Here is a 19,510-nt window from a genome sequence, read left to right as displayed (position 1 = left end):
TCATTTGGAATTCACAACGCCATAACGGCAAAGAGTTACAAAGGGTTCCTTCTTATTCCAGGGATCACGAAAATGTGCATGACAGAGCGCTGAGGGTCAGTGGCTGGCAGCGGAGCCCGCGCAGTCGATCATGCCTTGTCATTTTCGGTGCTTGCCGGTCGCCTTCGATCGTCTCTCCGACGGTGCGTCACAGCCTGTCCAGAACCATTTCGCGCCGCAACATCTGCCCGCAATAAACTGTCACACAGCGTGTCTATAAAACCGCTGCCAAGGGCTGCGTGGGGCCTGCAGCCTTGTCGATCAAAAGGAAATAGGGATTATGTTCAAACTCAATCATTATATGGGTCTGCCGGGCGTGAAGCGCTGCCTGACGGCTGCTGGCGCTGCGGCGATCAGCCTGTCGCTCGCTCTGCCGGCTGCCGCTGCGCCGGTCAAGTTCGACTTCTGGTTCGGCCTGTCGGGCGACCTAGAACGCGTCGTCCAGCAGATGTGCAAGAACTTCAACGAGTCGCAGAAGGACTACGAAGTCGCCTGCGTCAGCCAGGGCAACTACGACGCCACGCTGCAGAACACCATTGCCGCGTTCCGCGCCGGCAAGCAGCCGGCCGTCGTGCAGGTCTATGACGCCGGCACGGCATCGATGATGCTGTCGGGCGCGTATTATCCTGCCGGCAAGCTGATGGAAGAAAACGGCTACAAGATCGACTGGAACGACTATTTCCCGGGCATCGCCCGCTACTATGCGACCTCCAAGGGCGAGCTGCTCTCCTTCCCGTTCAACTCCTCGACCGCTTTGCTCTACTGGAACAAGGACTCCTTTGCCAAGATCGGCAAGACGGAAGCACCGAAGACGTGGGAAGAAGCAGCCGACGACATGAAGGCGCTGAAGACCGCCGGTTACCAATGCCCGATGGCGATCAACATCTCCAACAACGAGAGCTGGCAGTTGATGGAGCAGTTCTCTGCCATCCACAACCAGCCGATCGCAACCAAGAACAACGGCTATGACGGCCTCGACGCCCGCCTGACGGTCAACAAGACCCTGTTCGTCAAGTACGTGACCGACCTCAAGAGCTGGTATGATCAGGGTCTCATCAAGATCAAGAACAAGGATCTTGGCCAGGACATGGTCCAGGCCTTCGCATCCGGCGATTGCCAGATGATCATGACGTCGGTCGGCGATCACGGCACGGTCGGCAAGACCCAGAAGGCCGGCATGGCCTGGGACGTTGCCGAACTTCCGGTCTATGCCGGCACCGAGCGCAAGAATTCGCTCGTCGGCGGCGCTTCGCTCTGGGTTCTGCAGGGCAAGTCCAAGGATGAGTACAAGGCCGCGGCTGCCTTCCTCAACTTCATCCACGATCCGAAGACCGCGCTCTTCTGGTCGACCAACACCGGCTACATCCCCGTTACCAAGTCGGGGTTCGATTACATGAAGTCCACCGGCTTCTACGACAAGGCACCCTACAAGGGCCGCGAAGTCGCCATCGCGAGCCTGACGGCCTCCGAGCCTACGCCGATCACCCGCGGTATCCGTCTCGGCAACTTCACGCAGATCCGCGCTGAATTCGGCACCCAGATGCAGGCGATCTTCTCCAACAAGGTCAGCGTCAAGGAAGGCATCGACAACCTCGTCAAGAACGGCGACGCCAACCTCGAACGCTTCGAACAGACCTACAAGGGCAAGACCCTGCCCTGATACCGAATGCTCGCAAACCGGCGCCGTCCAACCTTGGACGGCGCTTTTTTATCATGAAGCACAGTTCTTCGAGCCCGATGCCTGCCGGAAAAAATCATGGAAAAGCGAACAACATTCAACAAGTCGACCATCGGTATACTGTTCGCGGTACCGCAACTCCTTCTCATCTTCACCTTCTTCTATTGGCCGGCGGGTCAGGCGGTCTTCTGGTCGCTGACGCTGCAGCAGCCCTGGGGCGGCGGCAATATCTTCGTCGGACTCGACAATTTCAGATCGATCCTCACCAATGCCGAATACTGGAACTCGGTCAGCCGCAGTCTCGTGTTTGCGGCAATCAGTACCGGCTTGTCGATGACGGTGGGTCTCGTGCTCGCGGCTCTGACAGACAGGCAGTTGAGAGGCTCGAAGTTCTACAGGGTCGTGCTCATCTGGCCGTACGGAATTGCCGCGCCCGCGCTTGCCCTTGCCTTCCGCTTCATCCTGGCACCTGAAGCCGGCATCATTTCCGTGGTGAACCATTGGTGGCCGGGGCTTTGGGATCCGGGCCTCGATGGTTTCGATGCGATGGCATCCATCATCGCCGCGTTTTCATGGAAATACATCGGCTACAATTTCATCTTTTTCCTCGCCGCCTTCCAGAGCATCCCCCGGTCCCTCATTGAAGCCGCCGCCATGGATGGTTCAGGTGTCATGCGGCGCTTCAAGGACATTCAGTTTCCGCTGATCACACCGACGATCTTTTTCCTGCTCGTCATCAACATCACCGAGAGCTTCCAGGACTCGTTCGGCATCATCGACATCATGACATCGGGAGGCCCAGCAAACTCCACGAACCTGATGGTCTACAAGATCTATTCCGATGGCTTCAAAGGCCTCGATTTTTCCGGCGCGGCTGCCCAGAGCATCATATTGATGGCCCTGATCGTCTTGCTTACCATTTTCCAGTTCCGCTTCATCGAGCGGCGCGTGCACTACCGCTGAGGCAATCATGGTCGAACGTACCCCCCTATTGGACTTCTTCACGCACCTGATCCTGTTTCTAGGATTTTTGGTCGCCGCAGCGCCCTTTGCCATGGTCGTCATCGCGTCGACCCACAACCTGACCGATGTCAACCAGACACCGATGCCGTTGATTCCCGGCAGCGATTTCTGGGTCAACATCAAGACTGCCTGGGTCAACGCCAACCTTGGCTCGGTTTTGCTGAACAGCATGATCGTCGCCGTTGGCGTTGCCGCCGCCAAGGTTCTCGTCTCGGCGCTGACAGCCTTCTCGATCGTCTACTTCCGCTTTCCAGGCCGCAATGTGATGTTCTGGATGATCTTCATAACGCTCATGCTGCCACTCGAAGTCCGTATCGTCCCGACCTACGCCGTCGCCGCCGACGTGCTCTCGCCGTACCAGACCATATTGGACGTCACCGGCGTGACCTGGCTCATCCAGACCCTCACCGGCGTCGAGCTCAAGATGAACTTCGGCCTGCTTAACTCCTATCCGGGCCTGATCCTGCCGCTTGTCGCGACCGCCACCGGCACCTTCCTGTACCGCCAGTTCTTCCTGACGATACCGGACGAGTTGACGGAAGCCGCCCGCATGGACGGTGCCGGTCCGGTGCGATTCTTCATCGATATCCTGATGCCGTTGTCGCGCACCAACATGGCGGCGCTCGGAACGATCATGTTCCTTTGGGCGTGGAACCAATATCTCTGGCCGCTGCTGGTGACGACCGATCCCCACCGCTACGTCGTCGGCACCGCGCTGCAGAAGCTGGTTCCGAACTTCGGCGGCATACCGGAATGGAATATCGCCATGGCCGGAACGCTGATCATGATGCTGCCGCCGATGATTGTCGTTGTCCTGATGCAGCGCTGGTTCGTGCGCGGGCTGATCTCCACGGAGAAGTAAGCCTACTTCCCTTCGACCCAGACCAATATGATGGCGGGCCTCGTGCCCGCCATTTTCGTTCCCGCCCGCGACTGCTCATGAAAATGCCGCTGGAGTAGGGCTCCAACGGCATTAGATAGACCATCTTGATAAATTCACGTCAGATCAGGAGACCAGTTCCAGCTTCCGCACCGGTGCCGTTTCCGGCAGGTCGAGGCGCAGGTCGGTTTCGTTGGAGAACAGGTGGATGTGCTCGGCAGGCAGGTGCAGGGCGATCTCCTGGCCGGTTTCGCTGGTGATATGGTCGGAAATGCTGAGCGCGAAGTTCGAGCCGTTGATGTCGGAGTGGATGACGCGACCGGCGCCGAGCTCCTCGACGAAATCGACAGTCGCCGGGATGCTGCCTGGCGTCCCCACCGGCACCATGTAGGCGTGCTCAGGACGAATGCCGAGGGCTGCAGCGCGCCCGGCATTGGCCCTGCCGATGGCCGGATCGACCGGGATCGGAATGCCGTCGAAGATGAAGTGCGTGCCGTCTGCGGCGAACGAGCCCTCGAGAAAGTTCATCGCGGGAGAACCGATGAACGAGCCGACGAAACGGGTGCGCGGCTTGTTGTAGACTTCCAGGGGCGTGCCGACCTGCTCGACTTTGCCTTTGTACATCACCACCAGCTTGTCGGCGAGCGTCATCGCCTCGACCTGGTCGTGGGTGACGAACACGGAGGTGGCTGACAGGCGCTTGTGCAGGCGGCGGATCTCGACGCGCATCTGGACGCGCAGCTTGGCATCGAGGTTGGACAGCGGTTCGTCGAACAGGAAGACTTTCGGCTCGCGGATGATGGCGCGGCCCATCGCGACGCGCTGACGCTGGCCGCCGGATAGCTCGCCCGGCTTGCGGTCGAGAAAATCCTCGAGGCCGACGATGCGCGCCGTTTCCTTGATGCGGCGGTCGCGTTCCTCTTTTGGCACGCCGGAAACCTTGAGCGCGTAGCCCATGTTGGCCGCGACGTTCATGTGCGGATAGAGCGCATAGTTCTGGAACACCATGGCGCAGCCGCGCTCGCGGGGCTCCAGCTGATTGACAACCACGTCGTCGATGACGATCTCGCCGCTGGTGATATCCTCGAGGCCTGCGATCATCCTGAGCAGGGTGGACTTGCCGCAACCGGACGGCCCGAGGATGACGACAAACTCACCGGAACGAAAATTCAGATCCACGCCGTGAACAACCTTGTTGCTGCCATAGGCCTTGCGGACCTGTTCGATGCGGATTTCTGCCATGCTACACTCCTTGCCGATATGGCCGGAGAGCTAACCACGTTGCATAACAGAACGGTGACAGCCCTCGGAGAATCTGATGCGACACTGCATTTCGCTTGCTTTCACGGCGGCATCCGGCGCCGGGGACAAGGCTGCGCGGGTTTTCGCCGCAAGCCTTGAAACCTTTGATCCGACAACAACGTAGATGCGTAACAGACTTCAATCAGAAGGAAAAAGGGGGATGACAGCAGTGACGAAGGCGAGCGGATGCACCATCCTTTGGTTCCGAAAGGACCTCCGGCTCGACGACAACCTCGCGCTGCATGCCGCCTGCGAAAAAGGCCGGCCGATCATTCCCCTCTATATACGCGAACCCGATAAAGACGGCACGGGACCGCTCGGCGCCGCACAGCGCTGGTGGCTCCACCACTCGCTGACCGCGCTTCAGGCGTCTCTCCGCAACCTTGGCAGCGACCTGATATTTGCAAGCGGCGAGGCACTTTCCGCGCTCTCCAGGCTTATCGAAACCTCGGGCGCGACCGGCGTCGTCTGGAACCGCCGCTACGACCCGGCCGGTATCGCCGTCGACACCGAGATCAAGCGGCAACTCGCCGAGCGCGGCATAGAGGCTACCAGCTTCGCCGGCCAGCTGCTGCATGAGCCTTCGAAGCTGATGACCGGCGGAGGCACACCCTACCGCGTGTACACGCCGTTCTGGCGGGCGCTCGAAAGCCGCGGCGAGCCGCCGGAGCCGCTGGATGCACCGAAGGAAATCACAGCCCCTGAAGCGTGGCCGGACAGCGAGCCATTGTCGGACTGGAAACTGCTGCCGACAAAGCCGAACTGGGCGCTGTCGTTCTCCGACGTCTGGGTGCCGGGCGAGGCATCGGCTCGCGAACGGCTCGACGACTTCGTCGACGAGGCGCTGACCGGTTACAAGGCGGATCGTGATTTCCCGGCCAAGCCCGCGACCTCGATGCTTTCTCCGCATCTGGCACTCGGCGAGATATCGCCGGCCCGCATCTGGTATGCGACGCGCAACCTCCCGAAGAGCACGCCGCAGGACGACGTCATCCATTTCCGCAAGGAACTGGCCTGGCGGGACTTTTCCTATCATCTGCTGTTTCACTTCCCGGCCCTTCCCTCCGCCAACTGGAACAAGCGTTTCGACGCCTTCGAATGGAGGACGGAAACGGATCTGTTCGAGGACTGGACGCAAGGGCGCACAGGTTACCCCATCGTCGATGCCGGCATGCGGCAGTTGTGGAAGCATGGGTGGATGCACAATCGCGTCCGCATGATCGTCGCCTCGTTCCTGATCAAGGATCTGCTGATCGATTGGCGTAAGGGCGAGGAGTGGTTTCGCGATACGCTCGTCGATGCCGATCCCGCCAGCAATGCTGCCTCCTGGCAGTGGGTCGCGGGCTCCGGGGCCGACGCCTCGCCGTTTTTCCGCATCTTCAATCCCATCCTGCAGGGCGAGAAATTCGATCCCGAGGGGACGTATGTCCGCGAGTTCGTTCCGGAACTGGCCGAACTCGGCAACAAGTACATTCACCGGCCGTTCGAGGCACCGGCATCGGTGCTCGGCAAGGCGGGCATCGCCCTCGGCAAGACCTACCCCAACCCGATCGTCGACCACGCAAAGGCCCGTGACCGGGCGCTGAAAGCCTATAGTGCAGTAAAGGACGCCGCATGAACGCCCTGTTTGCAGACCCTGGACACAACGGCGCCCACCGCATGAAAATCGCGGTAATCGGCTCCGGCGTTTCCGGCACCTCCGCCGCCTGGGCGCTTCACCCGGTGCACGATGTCACGCTCTACGAAAAGGCGGACCGGGCGGGCGGGCACACGGCAACTGTCGATATCGACTATGACGGCACGCCGATTTCCGTCGACACCGGGTTCATCGTCTACAACGAGCAGAACTATCCGAACCTGACGGCGCTATTTTCCGAACTGGGTGTCAAAACCCATGCCAGCAACATGAGCTTTGCACTATCGCTCGACCGCGGCAGGATGGAATGGAGTGGCGATAATCTGGGGACGCTGTTCGCCCAGAAACGCAACCTGCTACGCCCATCCTTTCTCTGGATGGTGCGCGAGATCATGCGCTTCAACAAGACCTGCCTTACGGACCGCGCCGCGGGCCATCTCGCCGAACGCTCGATCGGCGACTACCTCGACTGGCGGGGTTTTTCGCCGGGCTTCACCAACAACTACCTGATCCCCATGGCGGCCGCCATCTGGTCGACACCGGCAGCGCAGATGCTCGACTTCCCCGCCGAGCATTTCGTCAATTTCTTCGACAATCACCGCCTGATCTACCTCAAGCAGCACCAGTGGCGCACGGTTACCGGGGGAAGCCGCAACTATCTGGAAAAGCTTCTGTCACCGCTCGGCGACCGACTGAAGCTGTCATGCGGTATCCGCGCCGTCCAGCGTCGCGACGATCACGTGTTGATCACCGACGAGCATGGTCGCGAAGCGATCTACGACAAGGTGATTTTTGCCGCCCACAGCAACCAGACCCTGGCGATGCTGAAGGACGCAACGCCCGAAGAACGACGCCTGCTCGGCGCTATCCCCTACGGCCCTAACCGTGTCGTGCTCCACCGCGACCTCTCCCTGATGCCGAAGCGCCGCAAGGTCTGGGCGTCCTGGAACTATCTCCGCTCCAGCGCAGGCGAAGGCGAGAAAGGCTGCGCTGTCAGCTACTGGATGAACCGGCTGCAAGGCATTCGTGACGACCATCCCCTGTTCGTCACCCTCAACCCTGATCGCGAACCCGATCCGTCTAAGGTGTTTGCCGAGTATTCCTACGACCACCCGCAATTCAACGGCGGCAGTATGGATGCACAATTGCGGCTTGCCAGCATACAGGGGCGGAACCACAGCCATTTCGCCGGCGCTTGGACTGGATACGGCTTCCATGAAGACGGCCTGACCTCCGGTCTCGCGGCAGCCGAGGCGCTCGGCGGCGTCATCCCGTGGCGCGCCCCGAGGCAGGCTGCCGTCCGTGCCAAGCAAGAACTTGAAGTCCTGGTATGAGGAAGCCTCTGGAAAAGGGCGGTGTCAACCTCGAGCGCAACGGTCCGGTGCCTCTTGTGCCCGCTGCGCTCTATACCGGCGAGGTGATGCACCAGCGCATGAAGCCGTTCGGACACCGCTTCCAGTACCGGGTGTTCTCGCTGTTCGTCGATCTCGATCGTCTGGTCGAGGCGGACAGACTGTCGGCCCTGTTTTCAGTGAACAAGAGAAACCTGGTGGCTTTCCATGAGAAGGACCATTGCGGCGACAGTGCCACGCTACGCGCCTATGCCGACGGACTGCTGGCAGACGCCGGTCTTCCAGAACGGGCCGCCCGCATCGTGCTGGTCTGCTACCCGCGCATCCTCGGCTACGTCTTCAATCCGATTTCCGTCTATTACGCCTACGACGCCAACGAGCGCTTGATGGCTGCCATCTACGAGGTCCGAAACACGTTCGGCGAGCGGCACACCTATGTGTGCCCGGTCAGCGACGGCGAGATGACCGAAAGTGGACTGCGCCAGAGCTGCGACAAGATTTTTCACGTTTCGCCCTTCATCCCGATGCAGATGCGCTATCATTTCCGCATGCTCCCGCCGGGCGATGAAATTCGCTGGCGTATCCTCGAAACCGATGCGGAGGGTCCGTTGCTGGCGGCCACATTCACTGGACGTCGGCAGACAATGGCAACCGCGACGCTTCTCGCGCTGACAGTCCGCATCCCATTCCTGACCCTGAAGATCGTCGCCGGCATTCACTGGGAGGCACTGAAGCTATGGCTCAAGGGGGCTAAATACATCCCCAAGCCAAAGGCTCCGCCTCCCGTCAGCATCAAGCCGCAGCGCATAACCCTGGAGGCCGCAGAATGACTTGGGATTCCCCGACAATAGATGCCAAGGACTGGCAAGTCCCGGTCGCACATCATATAGGTGCAGGAGCCAAGCCAATTGCTACCGGAGCATCGATGACTGACAGGCAGGACTGGACGAAATTCGCCGAGGGCGCCGAGATTCTGACGCACGACAACATCGCGCGCGTCTCCAAGGGATTGCCGTTTAAGGCGCGACTTGCCCTTCGCGGGCTGCTGCAGATGCAGACCGGTTCGCTCGCCATCCAGATGCCGGACGGCCGCAAGGTAGTCGTCGTCGGCAAGATGGAGGGTCCCAAGGCGGCCGTGACGCTGCGAAACTGGAAGCTCGCCTACCGGGCGCTGCTTACGGGCACGATTGGCGTCGCGGAGACTTATATGGACGGCGATTGGGACAGCCCCGACATCGTGTCCTTCCTGCAGCTTTTCCTGATCAACGGCGAAGCAGCCGACCAGTATGCCAACGGCACCGGCGGCATCATGCAGGTCGTCGAGAAGATCCGCCACTGGATGCGCGGCAACAGCAAGGCCGGATCCAAGCGCAATATTTCGGCGCATTACGATCTCGGCAACGACTTCTACAAAGCGTGGCTCGACCCGAGCATGACCTATTCCTCCGCGCTCTATTCGACCGGCGCCAACGACCTGCAGTCGGCCCAGAATGCGAAATACCGGGCCTTGGCAGAGGCCACCGGCATCAAGCCGGGCGACCATGTGCTGGAGATCGGCTGCGGCTGGGGCGGGTTTGCCGAATTCGCCGCGCGGGAAATGGGGTGCCGCGTTACTGGCCTGACCATCAGCCGCGAACAGCTGGTCTTCGCCGAAGAGCGTATCCGCAAGGCTGGCCTCAGCGATCGCGTCGATTTCCGCTTCCAGGACTATCGCGACGAAACCGGTGTCTACGACAAGATTATCTCCATCGAAATGTTCGAGGCGGTTGGGGAGAAATACTGGTCGACCTATTTTTCCAAGTTGAAGGACTGCCTGAAGCCGGGTGGCCAGGCTGGCCTGCAGATCATCACCATCAAGCCAGAGGCCTTCGCGAAGTACAAGGCCAACCCGGACTTCATCCAGAAATACGTCTTTCCCGGCGGCATGCTCCCGACGCCGGAACATCTCCTGGCGCTGAGCCGGAAGGTCGACCTGTCGATGGTCAAGGATTTCGGTTTCGGGCTCGACTACGCCCGGACGCTGGCTGAATGGCGCGACCGTTTCTGGGCCGCCTGGGAGCGGGTGAAGCCGCTTGGGTTCGATGACCGTTTCAAGCGGCTCTGGGACTTTTACCTGTTTTACTGCGAGGCGGGCTTCCTCTCGCGCAATATCGACGTGCGCCAGGTGGTTTTTGCCAGGGCGTGACGCGGACGGACTGCGTTCACCGCAGTCGAGCGGTCAACGACAGATCGGCTGGTGGCGGCTTCTGGCTTACGCGCTGCCGGCAGCGCCGCTCGCAGCGCTCGGCCTGCCGCTCTATGCGGTGGTGCCGACCTACTACACCGAAACCATAGGCCTCCCCCTTGCCGGCGTCGGCTTCGTGCTGCTGCTGGTGAGAATATTCGATGCCGTATCCGATCCGCTGGTCGGCATGGTCGCGGATCGCTTCCGACCTCGCTTCGGCCGACGTCGCCTGCTTTTTTCGCTTTCGGTACCCATCGCCTCGCTTGCCGCGCTGATGCTCTATTCGCCGCCACCGGGTGTGACGCTTCTGTGGCTTGGCGTCTGGGGCGTAGTGCTGTCGCTCGGCTATACGATGGCGATGGTGCCCTATTCGGCATGGGGGGCGGAGCTTATCGACGACTACAGCGGGCGCACATCGCTGACCAGCCTTCGCGAGGGCATCTCATTGATCGGGGTGCTGATTGCCATCGTCGTGCCGTTCGCCATCGGCATGGAGCGCGGAGCTCCAATTTCCGGGCTCGCCGTGCTCGGGATCGTGGTCGCGATCAGTCTGCCGGTCTCGGGCCTGATAGCCGTGATCTTCGTGCCGGAACCGCGCGAGCATAGCGTCGCCGGGATAGCCCTCCGACAGAGCCTCGGATTTCTTGCGGCAAACATGCCGTTCGTCCGCCTGCTGATCGCGTATTTCATCAACGGCTTTGCAAACGGCATCCCCGCGACACTCTTTCTCTATTTCGTATCGGACCGGCTTGGGTTGCCGCAATCGCGCGGGCCGCTGCTGTTCGTGTATTTCCTGTTCGGCATCGCCGGTGTTCCGCTGGCGACGCTGGCTGCCAGACGCTTCGGCAAGCACCGCGCCTGGTGCATTGCGATGATCGTTGCCTGTGCCGCCTTCGTCGCGGCACCGCTGCTGCCTTCCGGTTCGCTCTATGGTTTTGGCGCGATCTGCATCGTCACGGGCCTTATGCTGGGGTTCGATTTGTCTCTGCCCCCGGCAATTCAGGCCGATGTCATCGATGTGGACACCGCCCAATCCGGCTCGCAGCGCGGCGGCCTCTATTTTGCGGCCTGGGGTCTGGCCACCAAGCTGTCACTGGCTGCGGGTGTTGGGCTGATTTTTCCGCTGCTATCTGTCTTCGGCTTCGATGCTGCGGCCGGCGCCGGCAACCGGCCGGAGGCTCTCTGGACGCTGGCCATCGCCTATGCGTGGATACCCATCGCGCTGAAGCTCGCCGCCGTGGCGCTTATGTGGAATTTTCCGCTCGACGAGGCAGCGCACAAGCTGTTGCGCTCCCGCATCGACGGCAGCAGGCCAGCCGCTACTCGGCTGGATGCGGAGAGGGATCGCGCGGAGACTCCACCGCGCGCTCGGGCCATCCGGTAAACCGGTTGATGACCTTGAAATAGAGATTGTAGGGCAGGAATTTCAGCAGCTTCAACCGTAGTGTAAAACTCTTCGGAAAGCTGATCTCGAAGGAGAGCGACTTCAGGCCTGCGGCAATCTCATCGGCAGCGACCTGGGCGGTCACCAGCGACGGCATAGGGAATTGGTTGTTCTTTGTGGCTTCGGTATCGACGAAGCCCGGATTGATGACCTGGATTCGGATGCCGAGTTTATCGAGATCGAATTTCAGGCTTTCGGCCATGTTGATGAGCGCCGCTTTGGTGGCTCCATAGGCAGCACTTGTCGGCAGCCCTCCGTAGCCGGTCACAGACGAGACGATAGCAATCTGGCCCTGCCCCTTCGTCTTCATGTGACGGACTGCGGGGATCAAACAATTGACCACGCCGGACAAGTTGACGGAGAAGCTCCGCTCGAAGTCCTCGTGTTTCAGATGCGCACCGTCGACGGGCAGATAGACGCCGGCATTGAAGATCGCCATGGCCAGAGTGCCGTGCTGGTACTCTATGGCGGCGACGGTGTGTTCCATGTCCTCGGCACTGGTAACGTCGCCATCGAGAACGATGATGCTGCCGGCAAGTCCTGCCGCCTCCAACTGGAGTTCGAGCAGCTTGTCATGGTTGCGGGCGGTCACGGCGACCCGGTACCCCTCACCCGCCAGCTTGAGCGCGAGCGCCCGTCCAATGCCCGAGCTGGCTCCGGAAATCCAGACGATCCCATGATCGGGTCGGGCGACATAGTCACGCATCTCGTTTGCTCCTCGGCGGGTCCGGTTCAACACCAGGCGATGTCAGAAAGTTCCTGTCCAGCAGTTTGTCGCTGCCGATAGCACGCTATTGTGGCTGCTTTCAGCCGAGCAGGTCGCCAACGAGACGCGTCAGCGGCCCCTTGAATTTTATCGGCGCCTCGAGCACCGAAAAGGCAATGCAGGGCCGGTCGTTTTCGGCGACCGGCCGGTGTACGATGCTGTCGTCGGCGATCGATATCTCGCCCGGCCCGTAGCGGCCGCGCGCATCCGAGAATGCACCCTCCAGCACCAGCGTCAACTCGGCGCCCTCATGGGTGTGGGTCGGCAGCTTCCTGCCGGCTCGGATCCACATCAGGTTCACCTTGCAGCCATCGATTTCGCCAAGGCCGTATTTCTTGAAGCCCGGCAACTTGCTGCGCCACGGGATATCCGCAAGATCGTAACCGATGAAATCGCGCAGCGTCTGTGGCAACCCGCCGTCACCTGATCTTTCGACCGGTCGTGGCGCCGGTTCCGACGAGGCCGGCGACGCGAAAATTGCAGCAAGCCGGGCGTTCCTGTCACCGGGATTTGCGGCGGGCATCTGTTCCAGAGCCTCGCCTGCAAGTGCTTCCAGATCATGGACGATTAAACGATTGATGGGCTGCATCTCGAGATGGGCAGCAACAAGAATGCGGGCAGGTTCCGGAAGCGAGCCGGCAACATAATGCGCCATAAGCGCGTCGAAAGTATCGATCTGATTGCCCACCATATTCGTTCCGACCAAGACCGTTCACCCGCTCGAACTTTTCTGCTGACGCTTACGCCAAAAGTCAATCAACAGATCACCAAGGCAGACTTATTGCTTGGAGCCAATGAATTTTATCGCACCGGCCGCCCTATGAGAACGGTATTTCTTGCCAATGCCGCCTTGTGGAGAGAAAAGACCGTTCTTACAATAGGATCAAACAGAAGGCAGATCCCATGAGCGTTTACCCCTCCGTCCTCGAAGCGATCGGCCACACACCTCTTATCAAGCTGAAGGGCGCCTCAGAGGCGACCGGCTCGACGATCTATGGCAAGGCGGAATTCCTGAACCCTGGCCAGTCCGTCAAGGATCGTGCGGCGCTCTACATCATCCGCGATGCCGAGAAGAAGGGACTGCTGCGGCCGGGAGGCGTCATCGTCGAGGGCACGGCCGGCAACACCGGCATCGGCCTCACTCTTGTCGCCAAGGCGCTGGGCTATCGCACCGTCATCGTCATCCCGGAAACGCAGAGCCAGGAGAAGAAGGACGCGCTGAGGCTGCTCGGCGCGGAACTGGTCGAAGTTCCGGCTGCCCCTTACAAAAACCCCAACAATTACGTCAAAGTCTCCGGCCGGCTCGCAGAACAACTGGCAAAGACCGAGCCGAACGGCGCCATCTGGGCGAACCAGTTCGACAACCTCTCCAACCGCCAGGCGCATATCGAGACGACGGCGCGCGAAATCTGGGATGATACGCACGGCAAGGTCGACGGCTTCATCTGCGCGGTCGGTTCCGGCGGCACGCTGGCCGGGACGGCGATAGGTCTGCATGGCTTCAACAAGGGCATCAAGATCGGCCTCGCCGATCCCGAAGGTGCATCGCTCTATGAGTTCTATGCGCATGGCACGCTGAAATCCGAGGGATCGTCGATCACCGAAGGTATCGGCCAGGGGCGCATCACAGCCAATCTCGAGGGCTTCAAGCCTGATTTTGCCTACCGGATCTCTGATGCGGACGCATTGCCGATTGTCTTCGACCTTGCAGCACATGAGGGGCTATGCCTCGGCGGCTCCTCAGCCATCAACATAGCCGGCGCGATGCGGATGGCGAAGGATCTCGGCCCCGGGCACACCATCGTCACCATCCTCTGCGACTATGGCAACCGCTACCAGTCCAAGCTCTTCAACCCGGACTTCCTGAAATCAAAGGGCCTGCCTGTGCCGGATTGGCTGACGGCGTCCCCGCAGATTTCCGTTCCCTATGAACGGGTCGCGTGATTGCCGATGACAGTCGAGGCGCTCTTCCGTGACGATTTCTATCTGTCGACCGTCGAGGCGACGGTGACTGCAGTGCACGAGGACGGCAGCATCGAGGTCGACCGGACCTGCTTTTATGCAACATCGGGCGGTCAGCCCGGCGATACCGGATTTCTGGAACGCAGCGACGGCTCAAGGATCATGCTTGGCCAGGCCCGCCATGGCGCGACCAAGGACATTATCCTGCACACACCGCTCGAAGGCGAGGCCGTGCCTTCCGTCGGCGAGACAGTGGTTCTGCACATCGACTGGCCGCGCCGCTACCGGCTGATGCGGATGCACACCGCCTGCCATCTCCTGTCAGTCGTCTGCCCCTACCCGATCACAGGCGCTGCCGTCGGCGAAGACGAGAGCCGCGTCGACTTCGACATGAGCGAGGCGATCGACAAGGACGATGTGACGGCGAAGCTTATGACGCTCGTCAACGAAAATCACCCGATCACCCTGCAATGGATTACCGACGAAGAGCTTGCGGCCAATCCGGGCATCGTCAAGTCCAAGAACGTTCGGCCTCCGATAGGACTTGGCCGGGTCAGCCTCGTCTGCATCGGCGAGAGTTCGTCCGTTGACAGCCAGCCCTGTGGCGGCACACATGTGTCGGAGACGCAGGAGGTCGGCGCGATCTTCATCGCCAAGATCGAAAAAAAGGGCAAGGAAAACCGGCGCTTTCGCATCCGCTTCGGAACGCCCGGGCAAGAAGCCTGAACAGCATGGAGATCAGCATGAGTGTCGACCAAAGCCGTTTTGTCGTATCGGCCGACTGGCTGCAACAGCAGCTTGGCGCTCCGGACCTGAAGGTGGTCGACGCCGCGTTCTATCTTCCGGCGCAGAAGCGGGACGCGGAGGCCGAATACGCCGCCGGCCATATTCCGGGCGCCGTCCGTTTCGATCATGACAAGATCGCCGATCACTCCACAGACCTGCCGCACATGGTGCCCTCCCCGGACTATTTCGCCGAACAGGTCGGCAAGCTCGGGATATCGGTAACCGACCGGATCGTCGTCTATGACGGTCCCGGTATCTTTTCGGCACCGCGCGTCTGGTGGTTGTTTCGCATCATGGGCGCTAGCAACGTCGTAGTTCTGGATGGCGGCCTCGATGGCTGGAAGGCCGAGGGCCGTCCGCTGGAAACGACGACGCCGGATCCGCAGCCAGCGACCTTCACCCCTGTATTCGACGACAAGCGCGTGGTCGGCTTCGAGGACATGCGCGATATCGTCTCCAGCGGCGCCATGCAGATTGCCGATGCGCGCAGCGCCGGCCGGTTCGCAGCCGAGGAACCCGAGCCCCGCGCCGGTATGCGCTCCGGCCACATGCCGGGTGCCCGCAGCCTGCCTTCCGGCTCCTTTTCGACCGGTGGCAAGCTGAAGACGCTGTCCGAACTGAAGCAGACCATAGAGGCCGCCGGCATCGATCTTTCCAAGCCGGTCGTCACCAGTTGCGGTTCGGGTATCACTGCGGCAATCATTACGCTGGCGCTGGAATCACTCGATCACAGCGACAACCGGCTCTATGACGGCTCCTGGACGGAATGGGGAAGCCGGCAGGACACCCCCATCGCCACCGGCAAGGCTTGAACATGACTGAAACATCCATCGCATCGATACCGGTCCAGATCACCCGATTGAAGATGACTGCGCCGCCGAAGACCAGCCTGGCGATCCCGATCAACATCCAGGCCGCAGTGATGCGGGCGCCGAAGATCCCGCTGCCGTTCTACCGCTATCTCTACCGCCAGGTCGGCGCCCGATGGCAGTGGGTGGACCGGATGAGAATGAGCGACGAGGAACTGACGAACGTTCTCCATGACGAGCGCAACGACGTCAGCGTGCTCTACGTCAACGGCGCGCCCGCCGGCTTCTTCGAACATTTTCGCGTCGACGAGGACACGATCGAGCTTAGTCACTTCGGGCTGATAGAGCACGCGCTGGGGCTTGGCATCGGCAAGTGGTTCCTGCTGCAGGCTCTCTATGCCCTGTGGCTTTCGAACCCGCAGAAGATCGTGGTAACCACCAATAATCTCGACCATCCGCGCGCACTGCAGCTTTACCAGATGTTCGGTTTCTCACCGGTTTCGACGGCGCAGGGCACCGTCACGCCGCTGACTGACGACGAGTTGCTCGAGATCATCAAGCGCGGCTGAGGCTAGCGTGACAGGCCGCTTGGCCGGCGCGGATCTGTGCGCCGGTCTATTTCGAGCGATTGTCCGGCAGTCGCCCTGAGATCGGCAACCTCTCGCCGCAACGCGCTGAGTTCTTCCAGTATCTTGTCATTCTGCTTGGCAAGATAGTCGAGATCGATGTTCGGCATGCTGAAGCTCCCTTTTTTGTCGCAAAATAGCGCTTTGAAAACGAACGGCAAGAAACGGGTGGTTTCGCCCTGATCGGAGCCGCATGTCATGACGACCTCAAAGGGAGATTTGTCATGTCCAACATTCGTTTCGCCACCATGCCCTATGCCGATGCCGAAGCTCTCTGGAGCGGAGCCGCCGATGCCTACGGGAGGCTGCCGGAAACCACGATCTCCGACGGTCCGGGCAATCCCTGCCGGCATTGCCTCCGCAATATCGATGCCGGGGACGCGTTTCTGGTCTTTGCCTATCGGCCCTTTCCGGAGCTGCAGCCGTACGCCGAAACCGGCCCGGTCTTTCTGCACAAGGTGCCTTGCCAGCGCTATGCGGCAGAGGAGGTCCTGCCGCCCGTTCTGTCCGGCACCCGCGACTTCATCGTGCGGGGATACAGCGACAGCAATCGCATCGTCTACGGCACGGGCGCCGTCACGACCACCGACGACATTCCCGCCTATGCCGAAACGCTGCTGGCGCGGCCGGAAATAGCTTATGTCCACGTTCGATCGGCGCGCAACAACTGCTACCAGTGCCGCATAGACAAGCAAAAGGCGCCGGTCCACGGGGAGCCCGGCGCCTTCATCTAACAGTTGGCCTTGCGGTCAGGCAACGTTCAGGATGCTTTCCGGCGCAACGGCTTCATAGCCGAGTGCTTCGGCAACCGCTGCATTGACGATGCGGCCCTTGTGGACGTTGAGACCGTTGCGCAGATGGCGGTCTTCGGCGATGGCGCGAAGGCCGCGATCGGCAAGCGCCAGGCCATGGTGGAGCGTGGCGTTGTTCAGCGCATGGGCGGAGGTCACGGGCACGGCACCCGGCATGTTGGCGACGCAATAATGCACGACGCCTTCGACGACATAGGTCGGATCGGAATGCGTCGTTGCATGGGAGGTTTCGAAGCAACCGCCCTGGTCGATGGCGACATCGACGATGACGGCACCCTTCTTCATGCCGGTCAGCATCTCCCGCGTCACAAGCTTTGGCGCAGCAGCACCGGGGATCAGAACGGCGCCGATGACCAGGTCGGCCGAGAAGACTTCGTCTTCGAGCGCCTGAATGCTGGAATAGCGGGTGTGCACCCGGCCGGCAAAGAGGTCGTCAAGCTGGCGCAGGCGCGGCAGGGAGCGATCGAGGATGGTGACGTCAGCACCGAGGCCTACAGCCATGCGTGCAGCGTGCAGCCCGACCACACCGCCGCCGATGACGGTGACCTTGCCCGGCAGCACGCCCGGGACGCCGCCGAGGAGGACGCCGAGACCGCCATTGGCCTTCTGCAATGCCGTCGCTCCAGCCTGGATCGACAGGCGTCCGGCGACTTCCGACATCGGCGCCAGCAATGGCAGGCCACCACGGTCGTCAGTCACGGTCTCATAGGCTATGGCGGTGACGCCGGAGGCCAGCAGGCCCTTTGTCTGCTCCGGATCCGGGGCAAGATGGAGATAGGTATAGAGGATCTGGCCTTCGCGCAGCTGCGCCCATTCCTGCGGCTGCGGCTCCTTGACCTTGACGATCATGTCGCAGCCCTCGAAAATTTCCTTGGCCGTACCGACGATCTTGGCGCCGGCCGCCGCATAGGCGTGGTCGTCGGCACCGATGCCCGCCCCGGCCTTGGTCTCGATCCAGACCTGGTGGCCGTGGGCGACGTAGTCACGCACGGCAGCAGGCGTCAGGCCTACGCGGTATTCATGGTTCTTGATTTCCTTCGGGCAGCCGATGCGCATGTGCGTTCCTCTCGATAGCCGTCCGCCTCTGCGGATCGTGATGCGCAAGTGAACCATTTCGGCGACGCAATGTCCTTGCAAAGACGGTTTACAGAACGGCCACTTTTCGTCGATAATTGCGTTTTACTGTCAAATATCGAAGGAAATTCGAATGTCTGAGCTGGATGCCATCGATCGTGCCATTTTGCGAGCTCTACAGCAGAATGCCCGGATCACCAACGCCGAGCTTGCCGTCAAGGCGGGGCTTTCGCCATCCGCCTGCTCTCGCCGCGTCGATATCCTCGAAAAGAATGGCACCATCGGCGGCTACCACACGCGCCTTTCGCACAAGGCGCTGGACTACCGGATGATCGCGGTTGTTCATATATCGCTGTCCGGCCAGTTCGCCAAAACGCTGACGGAGTTCGAAACTGCGGTGAAACTTTGTCCCAACGTGCTCGTTTGCTATCTGATGTCGGGCGAGTACGACTACATCCTGCGGGTCGCCGCACGCGATCTGGAAGATTACGAGCGCATCCACCGCGACTGGCTGTCCGCCTTGCCGCATGTGGTCAAGATCAACTCGAGCTTCGCGCTGCGGGAGGTGATCGACAGGCCTAATGTCGGTCTCTGACCGGCGTACGGCGTTTCGAAACTTAAGCTTGGCATAGACTCATTATCAACGTCTGTCGGCTAATCCTTAACTGGAGGCAGGAATGACAATGCAGAACGAACCTAACATGCTCGGTATGAAGGTGCGCAGCCAGGTTCGACGCCATGCGCGCCTGGTCGGCAGCGTCAGATATCTCAACCGTGAAACCGAGGGCCGCATCGTCGATCTTTCGCCCACGGGCCTGGCGCTCGATCTGGGCGGCGCCTTCCTTGGCGCGGCCGGCAGCAAGGTCCGCATCGACTGCGAAGAAATCGGCACCATCGAGGGGACGGTCCGCTGGATGCGCAATGGCCGCATTGGCGTCGAATTCAACCGCAGTTCCAATGCGGCGGCGCAAGTCAGCTCCTATTTCCGATTTTTCCACAAGGATATCACGCCGGTTCTGAAACGCTGATCGCTTGCCGGACCGGTGCCATCTACCTGTCACTTAACGGGTGCACTCCTCGATAAATCATCCTAGTCT

20 protein-coding genes are annotated in these 19,510 nt (G+C 60.8%); 15 read left to right on the top strand and 5 right to left on the bottom strand.

Annotation, left to right across the window (positions count from 1 at the left end; genetic code table 11):
* Positions 1-340 precede the first annotated feature (340 nt).
* The 3 genes from EQW76_RS01125 (at position 341) to EQW76_RS01115 (ending at position 3,602) form a co-directional block, all read left to right on the top strand.
* On the top strand, positions 341-1,699 hold the full coding sequence (locus tag EQW76_RS01125) for an extracellular solute-binding protein (RefSeq protein WP_142823578.1): 1,359 nt from the start codon (positions 341-343) through the stop codon (positions 1,697-1,699).
* Positions 1,700-1,795: 96 nt separating this feature from the next.
* Positions 1,796-2,680, top strand: coding sequence for an ABC transporter permease subunit (locus EQW76_RS01120; RefSeq protein WP_142822479.1), 885 nt, complete (start codon positions 1,796-1,798; stop codon positions 2,678-2,680).
* 7 nt (positions 2,681-2,687) lie between these two features.
* Positions 2,688-3,602, top strand: coding sequence for an ABC transporter permease subunit (locus EQW76_RS01115; protein WP_142822477.1), 915 nt, complete (start codon positions 2,688-2,690; stop codon positions 3,600-3,602).
* Between the two features lie 144 nt (positions 3,603-3,746).
* Here the strand turns inward: EQW76_RS01115 and EQW76_RS01110 are convergent, their stop codons facing one another.
* On the bottom strand, positions 3,747-4,862 hold the full coding sequence (locus EQW76_RS01110; protein WP_142822476.1) for a sn-glycerol-3-phosphate import ATP-binding protein UgpC: 1,116 nt from the start codon (positions 4,860-4,862) through the stop codon (positions 3,747-3,749).
* A 220-nt stretch (positions 4,863-5,082) separates the two neighbouring features.
* Here EQW76_RS01110 and EQW76_RS01105 point away from each other — a divergent pair, with 220 nt between their 5' ends.
* From EQW76_RS01105 to EQW76_RS01085, 5 genes are all read left to right on the top strand, one after another.
* Positions 5,083-6,540 carry a deoxyribodipyrimidine photo-lyase gene (locus EQW76_RS01105; RefSeq protein WP_142822474.1) on the top strand — a complete coding sequence of 486 codons (1,458 nt, stop codon included), beginning with the start codon at positions 5,083-5,085 and terminating at the stop codon, positions 6,538-6,540.
* Complete coding sequence (locus tag EQW76_RS01100) at positions 6,537-7,892, top strand: FAD-dependent oxidoreductase (protein ID WP_142822472.1); 1,356 nt, start codon at positions 6,537-6,539, stop codon at positions 7,890-7,892. The genes EQW76_RS01105 and EQW76_RS01100 overlap by 4 nt, the downstream gene beginning before the upstream one ends.
* Positions 7,889-8,740, top strand: a complete 852-nt coding sequence (locus tag EQW76_RS01095; RefSeq protein ID WP_142822470.1) for a DUF1365 domain-containing protein — start codon at positions 7,889-7,891, stop codon at positions 8,738-8,740. Before EQW76_RS01100 ends, EQW76_RS01095 begins: the two co-directional genes overlap by 4 nt.
* Positions 8,741-8,835: 95 nt before the next feature.
* Positions 8,836-10,095: a cyclopropane-fatty-acyl-phospholipid synthase family protein gene (locus EQW76_RS01090; protein ID WP_142822468.1), complete on the top strand. Its 1,260-nt coding sequence runs from the start codon at positions 8,836-8,838 to the stop codon at positions 10,093-10,095.
* Positions 10,082-11,518, top strand: coding sequence for an MFS transporter (locus tag EQW76_RS01085; protein WP_224128474.1), 1,437 nt, complete (start codon positions 10,082-10,084; stop codon positions 11,516-11,518). Before EQW76_RS01090 ends, EQW76_RS01085 begins: the two co-directional genes overlap by 14 nt.
* Here EQW76_RS01085 and EQW76_RS01080 read toward each other — a convergent pair.
* Both EQW76_RS01080 and EQW76_RS01075 read right to left on the bottom strand, forming a co-directional pair.
* The gene (locus tag EQW76_RS01080; protein WP_142822467.1) at positions 11,454-12,284 is read right to left on the bottom strand and encodes an SDR family NAD(P)-dependent oxidoreductase; all 831 of its coding nucleotides are present in this window, start codon (positions 12,282-12,284) and stop codon (positions 11,454-11,456) included. The two genes, EQW76_RS01085 and EQW76_RS01080, sit on opposite strands and share 65 nt — an antisense overlap.
* A 100-nt stretch (positions 12,285-12,384) precedes the next feature.
* Entirely contained in the window at positions 12,385-13,035 is a 651-nt protein-coding gene (locus tag EQW76_RS01075) for a ChrR family anti-sigma-E factor (protein WP_142822465.1), read from the bottom strand.
* Positions 13,036-13,247: 212 nt separating this feature from the next.
* Here EQW76_RS01075 and EQW76_RS01070 point away from each other — a divergent pair, with 212 nt between their 5' ends.
* The 4 genes from EQW76_RS01070 to EQW76_RS01055 are packed head-to-tail and all read left to right on the top strand — an operon-like array spanning position 13,248 to position 16,470.
* On the top strand, positions 13,248-14,288 hold the full coding sequence (locus EQW76_RS01070; RefSeq protein WP_142822463.1) for a cysteine synthase A: 1,041 nt from the start codon (positions 13,248-13,250) through the stop codon (positions 14,286-14,288).
* 6 nt (positions 14,289-14,294) lie between these two features.
* Positions 14,295-15,032 (top strand): alanyl-tRNA editing protein, encoded by a 738-nt coding sequence (locus EQW76_RS01065; RefSeq protein ID WP_142823576.1) that lies wholly within the window; start codon positions 14,295-14,297, stop codon positions 15,030-15,032.
* 17 nt (positions 15,033-15,049) lie between these two features.
* Positions 15,050-15,904, top strand: coding sequence for a 3-mercaptopyruvate sulfurtransferase (sseA, locus tag EQW76_RS01060; RefSeq protein ID WP_142822461.1), 855 nt, complete (start codon positions 15,050-15,052; stop codon positions 15,902-15,904).
* 2 nt (positions 15,905-15,906) lie between these two features.
* Complete coding sequence (locus EQW76_RS01055) at positions 15,907-16,470, top strand: GNAT family N-acetyltransferase (protein ID WP_142822459.1); 564 nt, start codon at positions 15,907-15,909, stop codon at positions 16,468-16,470.
* Between the two features lie 2 nt (positions 16,471-16,472).
* On the opposite strand, the gene EQW76_RS29285 is transcribed toward EQW76_RS01055, so the two are convergent.
* Entirely contained in the window at positions 16,473-16,637 is a 165-nt protein-coding gene (locus tag EQW76_RS29285; RefSeq protein ID WP_202617105.1) for a hypothetical protein, read from the bottom strand.
* 114 nt (positions 16,638-16,751) lie between these two features.
* Here EQW76_RS29285 and EQW76_RS01050 point away from each other — a divergent pair, with 114 nt between their 5' ends.
* Positions 16,752-17,261: a DUF1203 domain-containing protein gene (locus tag EQW76_RS01050; protein ID WP_142822457.1), complete on the top strand. Its 510-nt coding sequence runs from the start codon at positions 16,752-16,754 to the stop codon at positions 17,259-17,261.
* Between the two features lie 15 nt (positions 17,262-17,276).
* On the opposite strand, the gene ald is transcribed toward EQW76_RS01050, so the two are convergent.
* Positions 17,277-18,395, bottom strand: coding sequence for an alanine dehydrogenase (gene ald / locus EQW76_RS01045; protein WP_142822456.1), 1,119 nt, complete (start codon positions 18,393-18,395; stop codon positions 17,277-17,279).
* 151 nt (positions 18,396-18,546) lie between these two features.
* Between ald and EQW76_RS01040 the strand changes: the two genes are divergently transcribed.
* Entirely contained in the window at positions 18,547-19,008 is a 462-nt protein-coding gene (locus tag EQW76_RS01040; protein WP_142822454.1) for an Lrp/AsnC family transcriptional regulator, read from the top strand.
* Between the two features lie 88 nt (positions 19,009-19,096).
* Positions 19,097-19,441 carry a PilZ domain-containing protein gene (locus EQW76_RS01035; protein ID WP_244615219.1) on the top strand — a complete coding sequence of 115 codons (345 nt, stop codon included), beginning with the start codon at positions 19,097-19,099 and terminating at the stop codon, positions 19,439-19,441.
* The last annotated feature ends 69 nt before the right edge of the window (positions 19,442-19,510 follow it).

Source organism: Rhizobium sp. rho-13.1 (assembly GCF_007000305.1).
GTDB classification, from domain to species: domain Bacteria; phylum Pseudomonadota; class Alphaproteobacteria; order Rhizobiales; family Rhizobiaceae; genus Rhizobium; species Rhizobium rhododendri.
The sequence above is the reverse complement of the archived record's forward strand: the minus strand, read 5'-3'. Positions and strand labels throughout refer to the sequence as shown.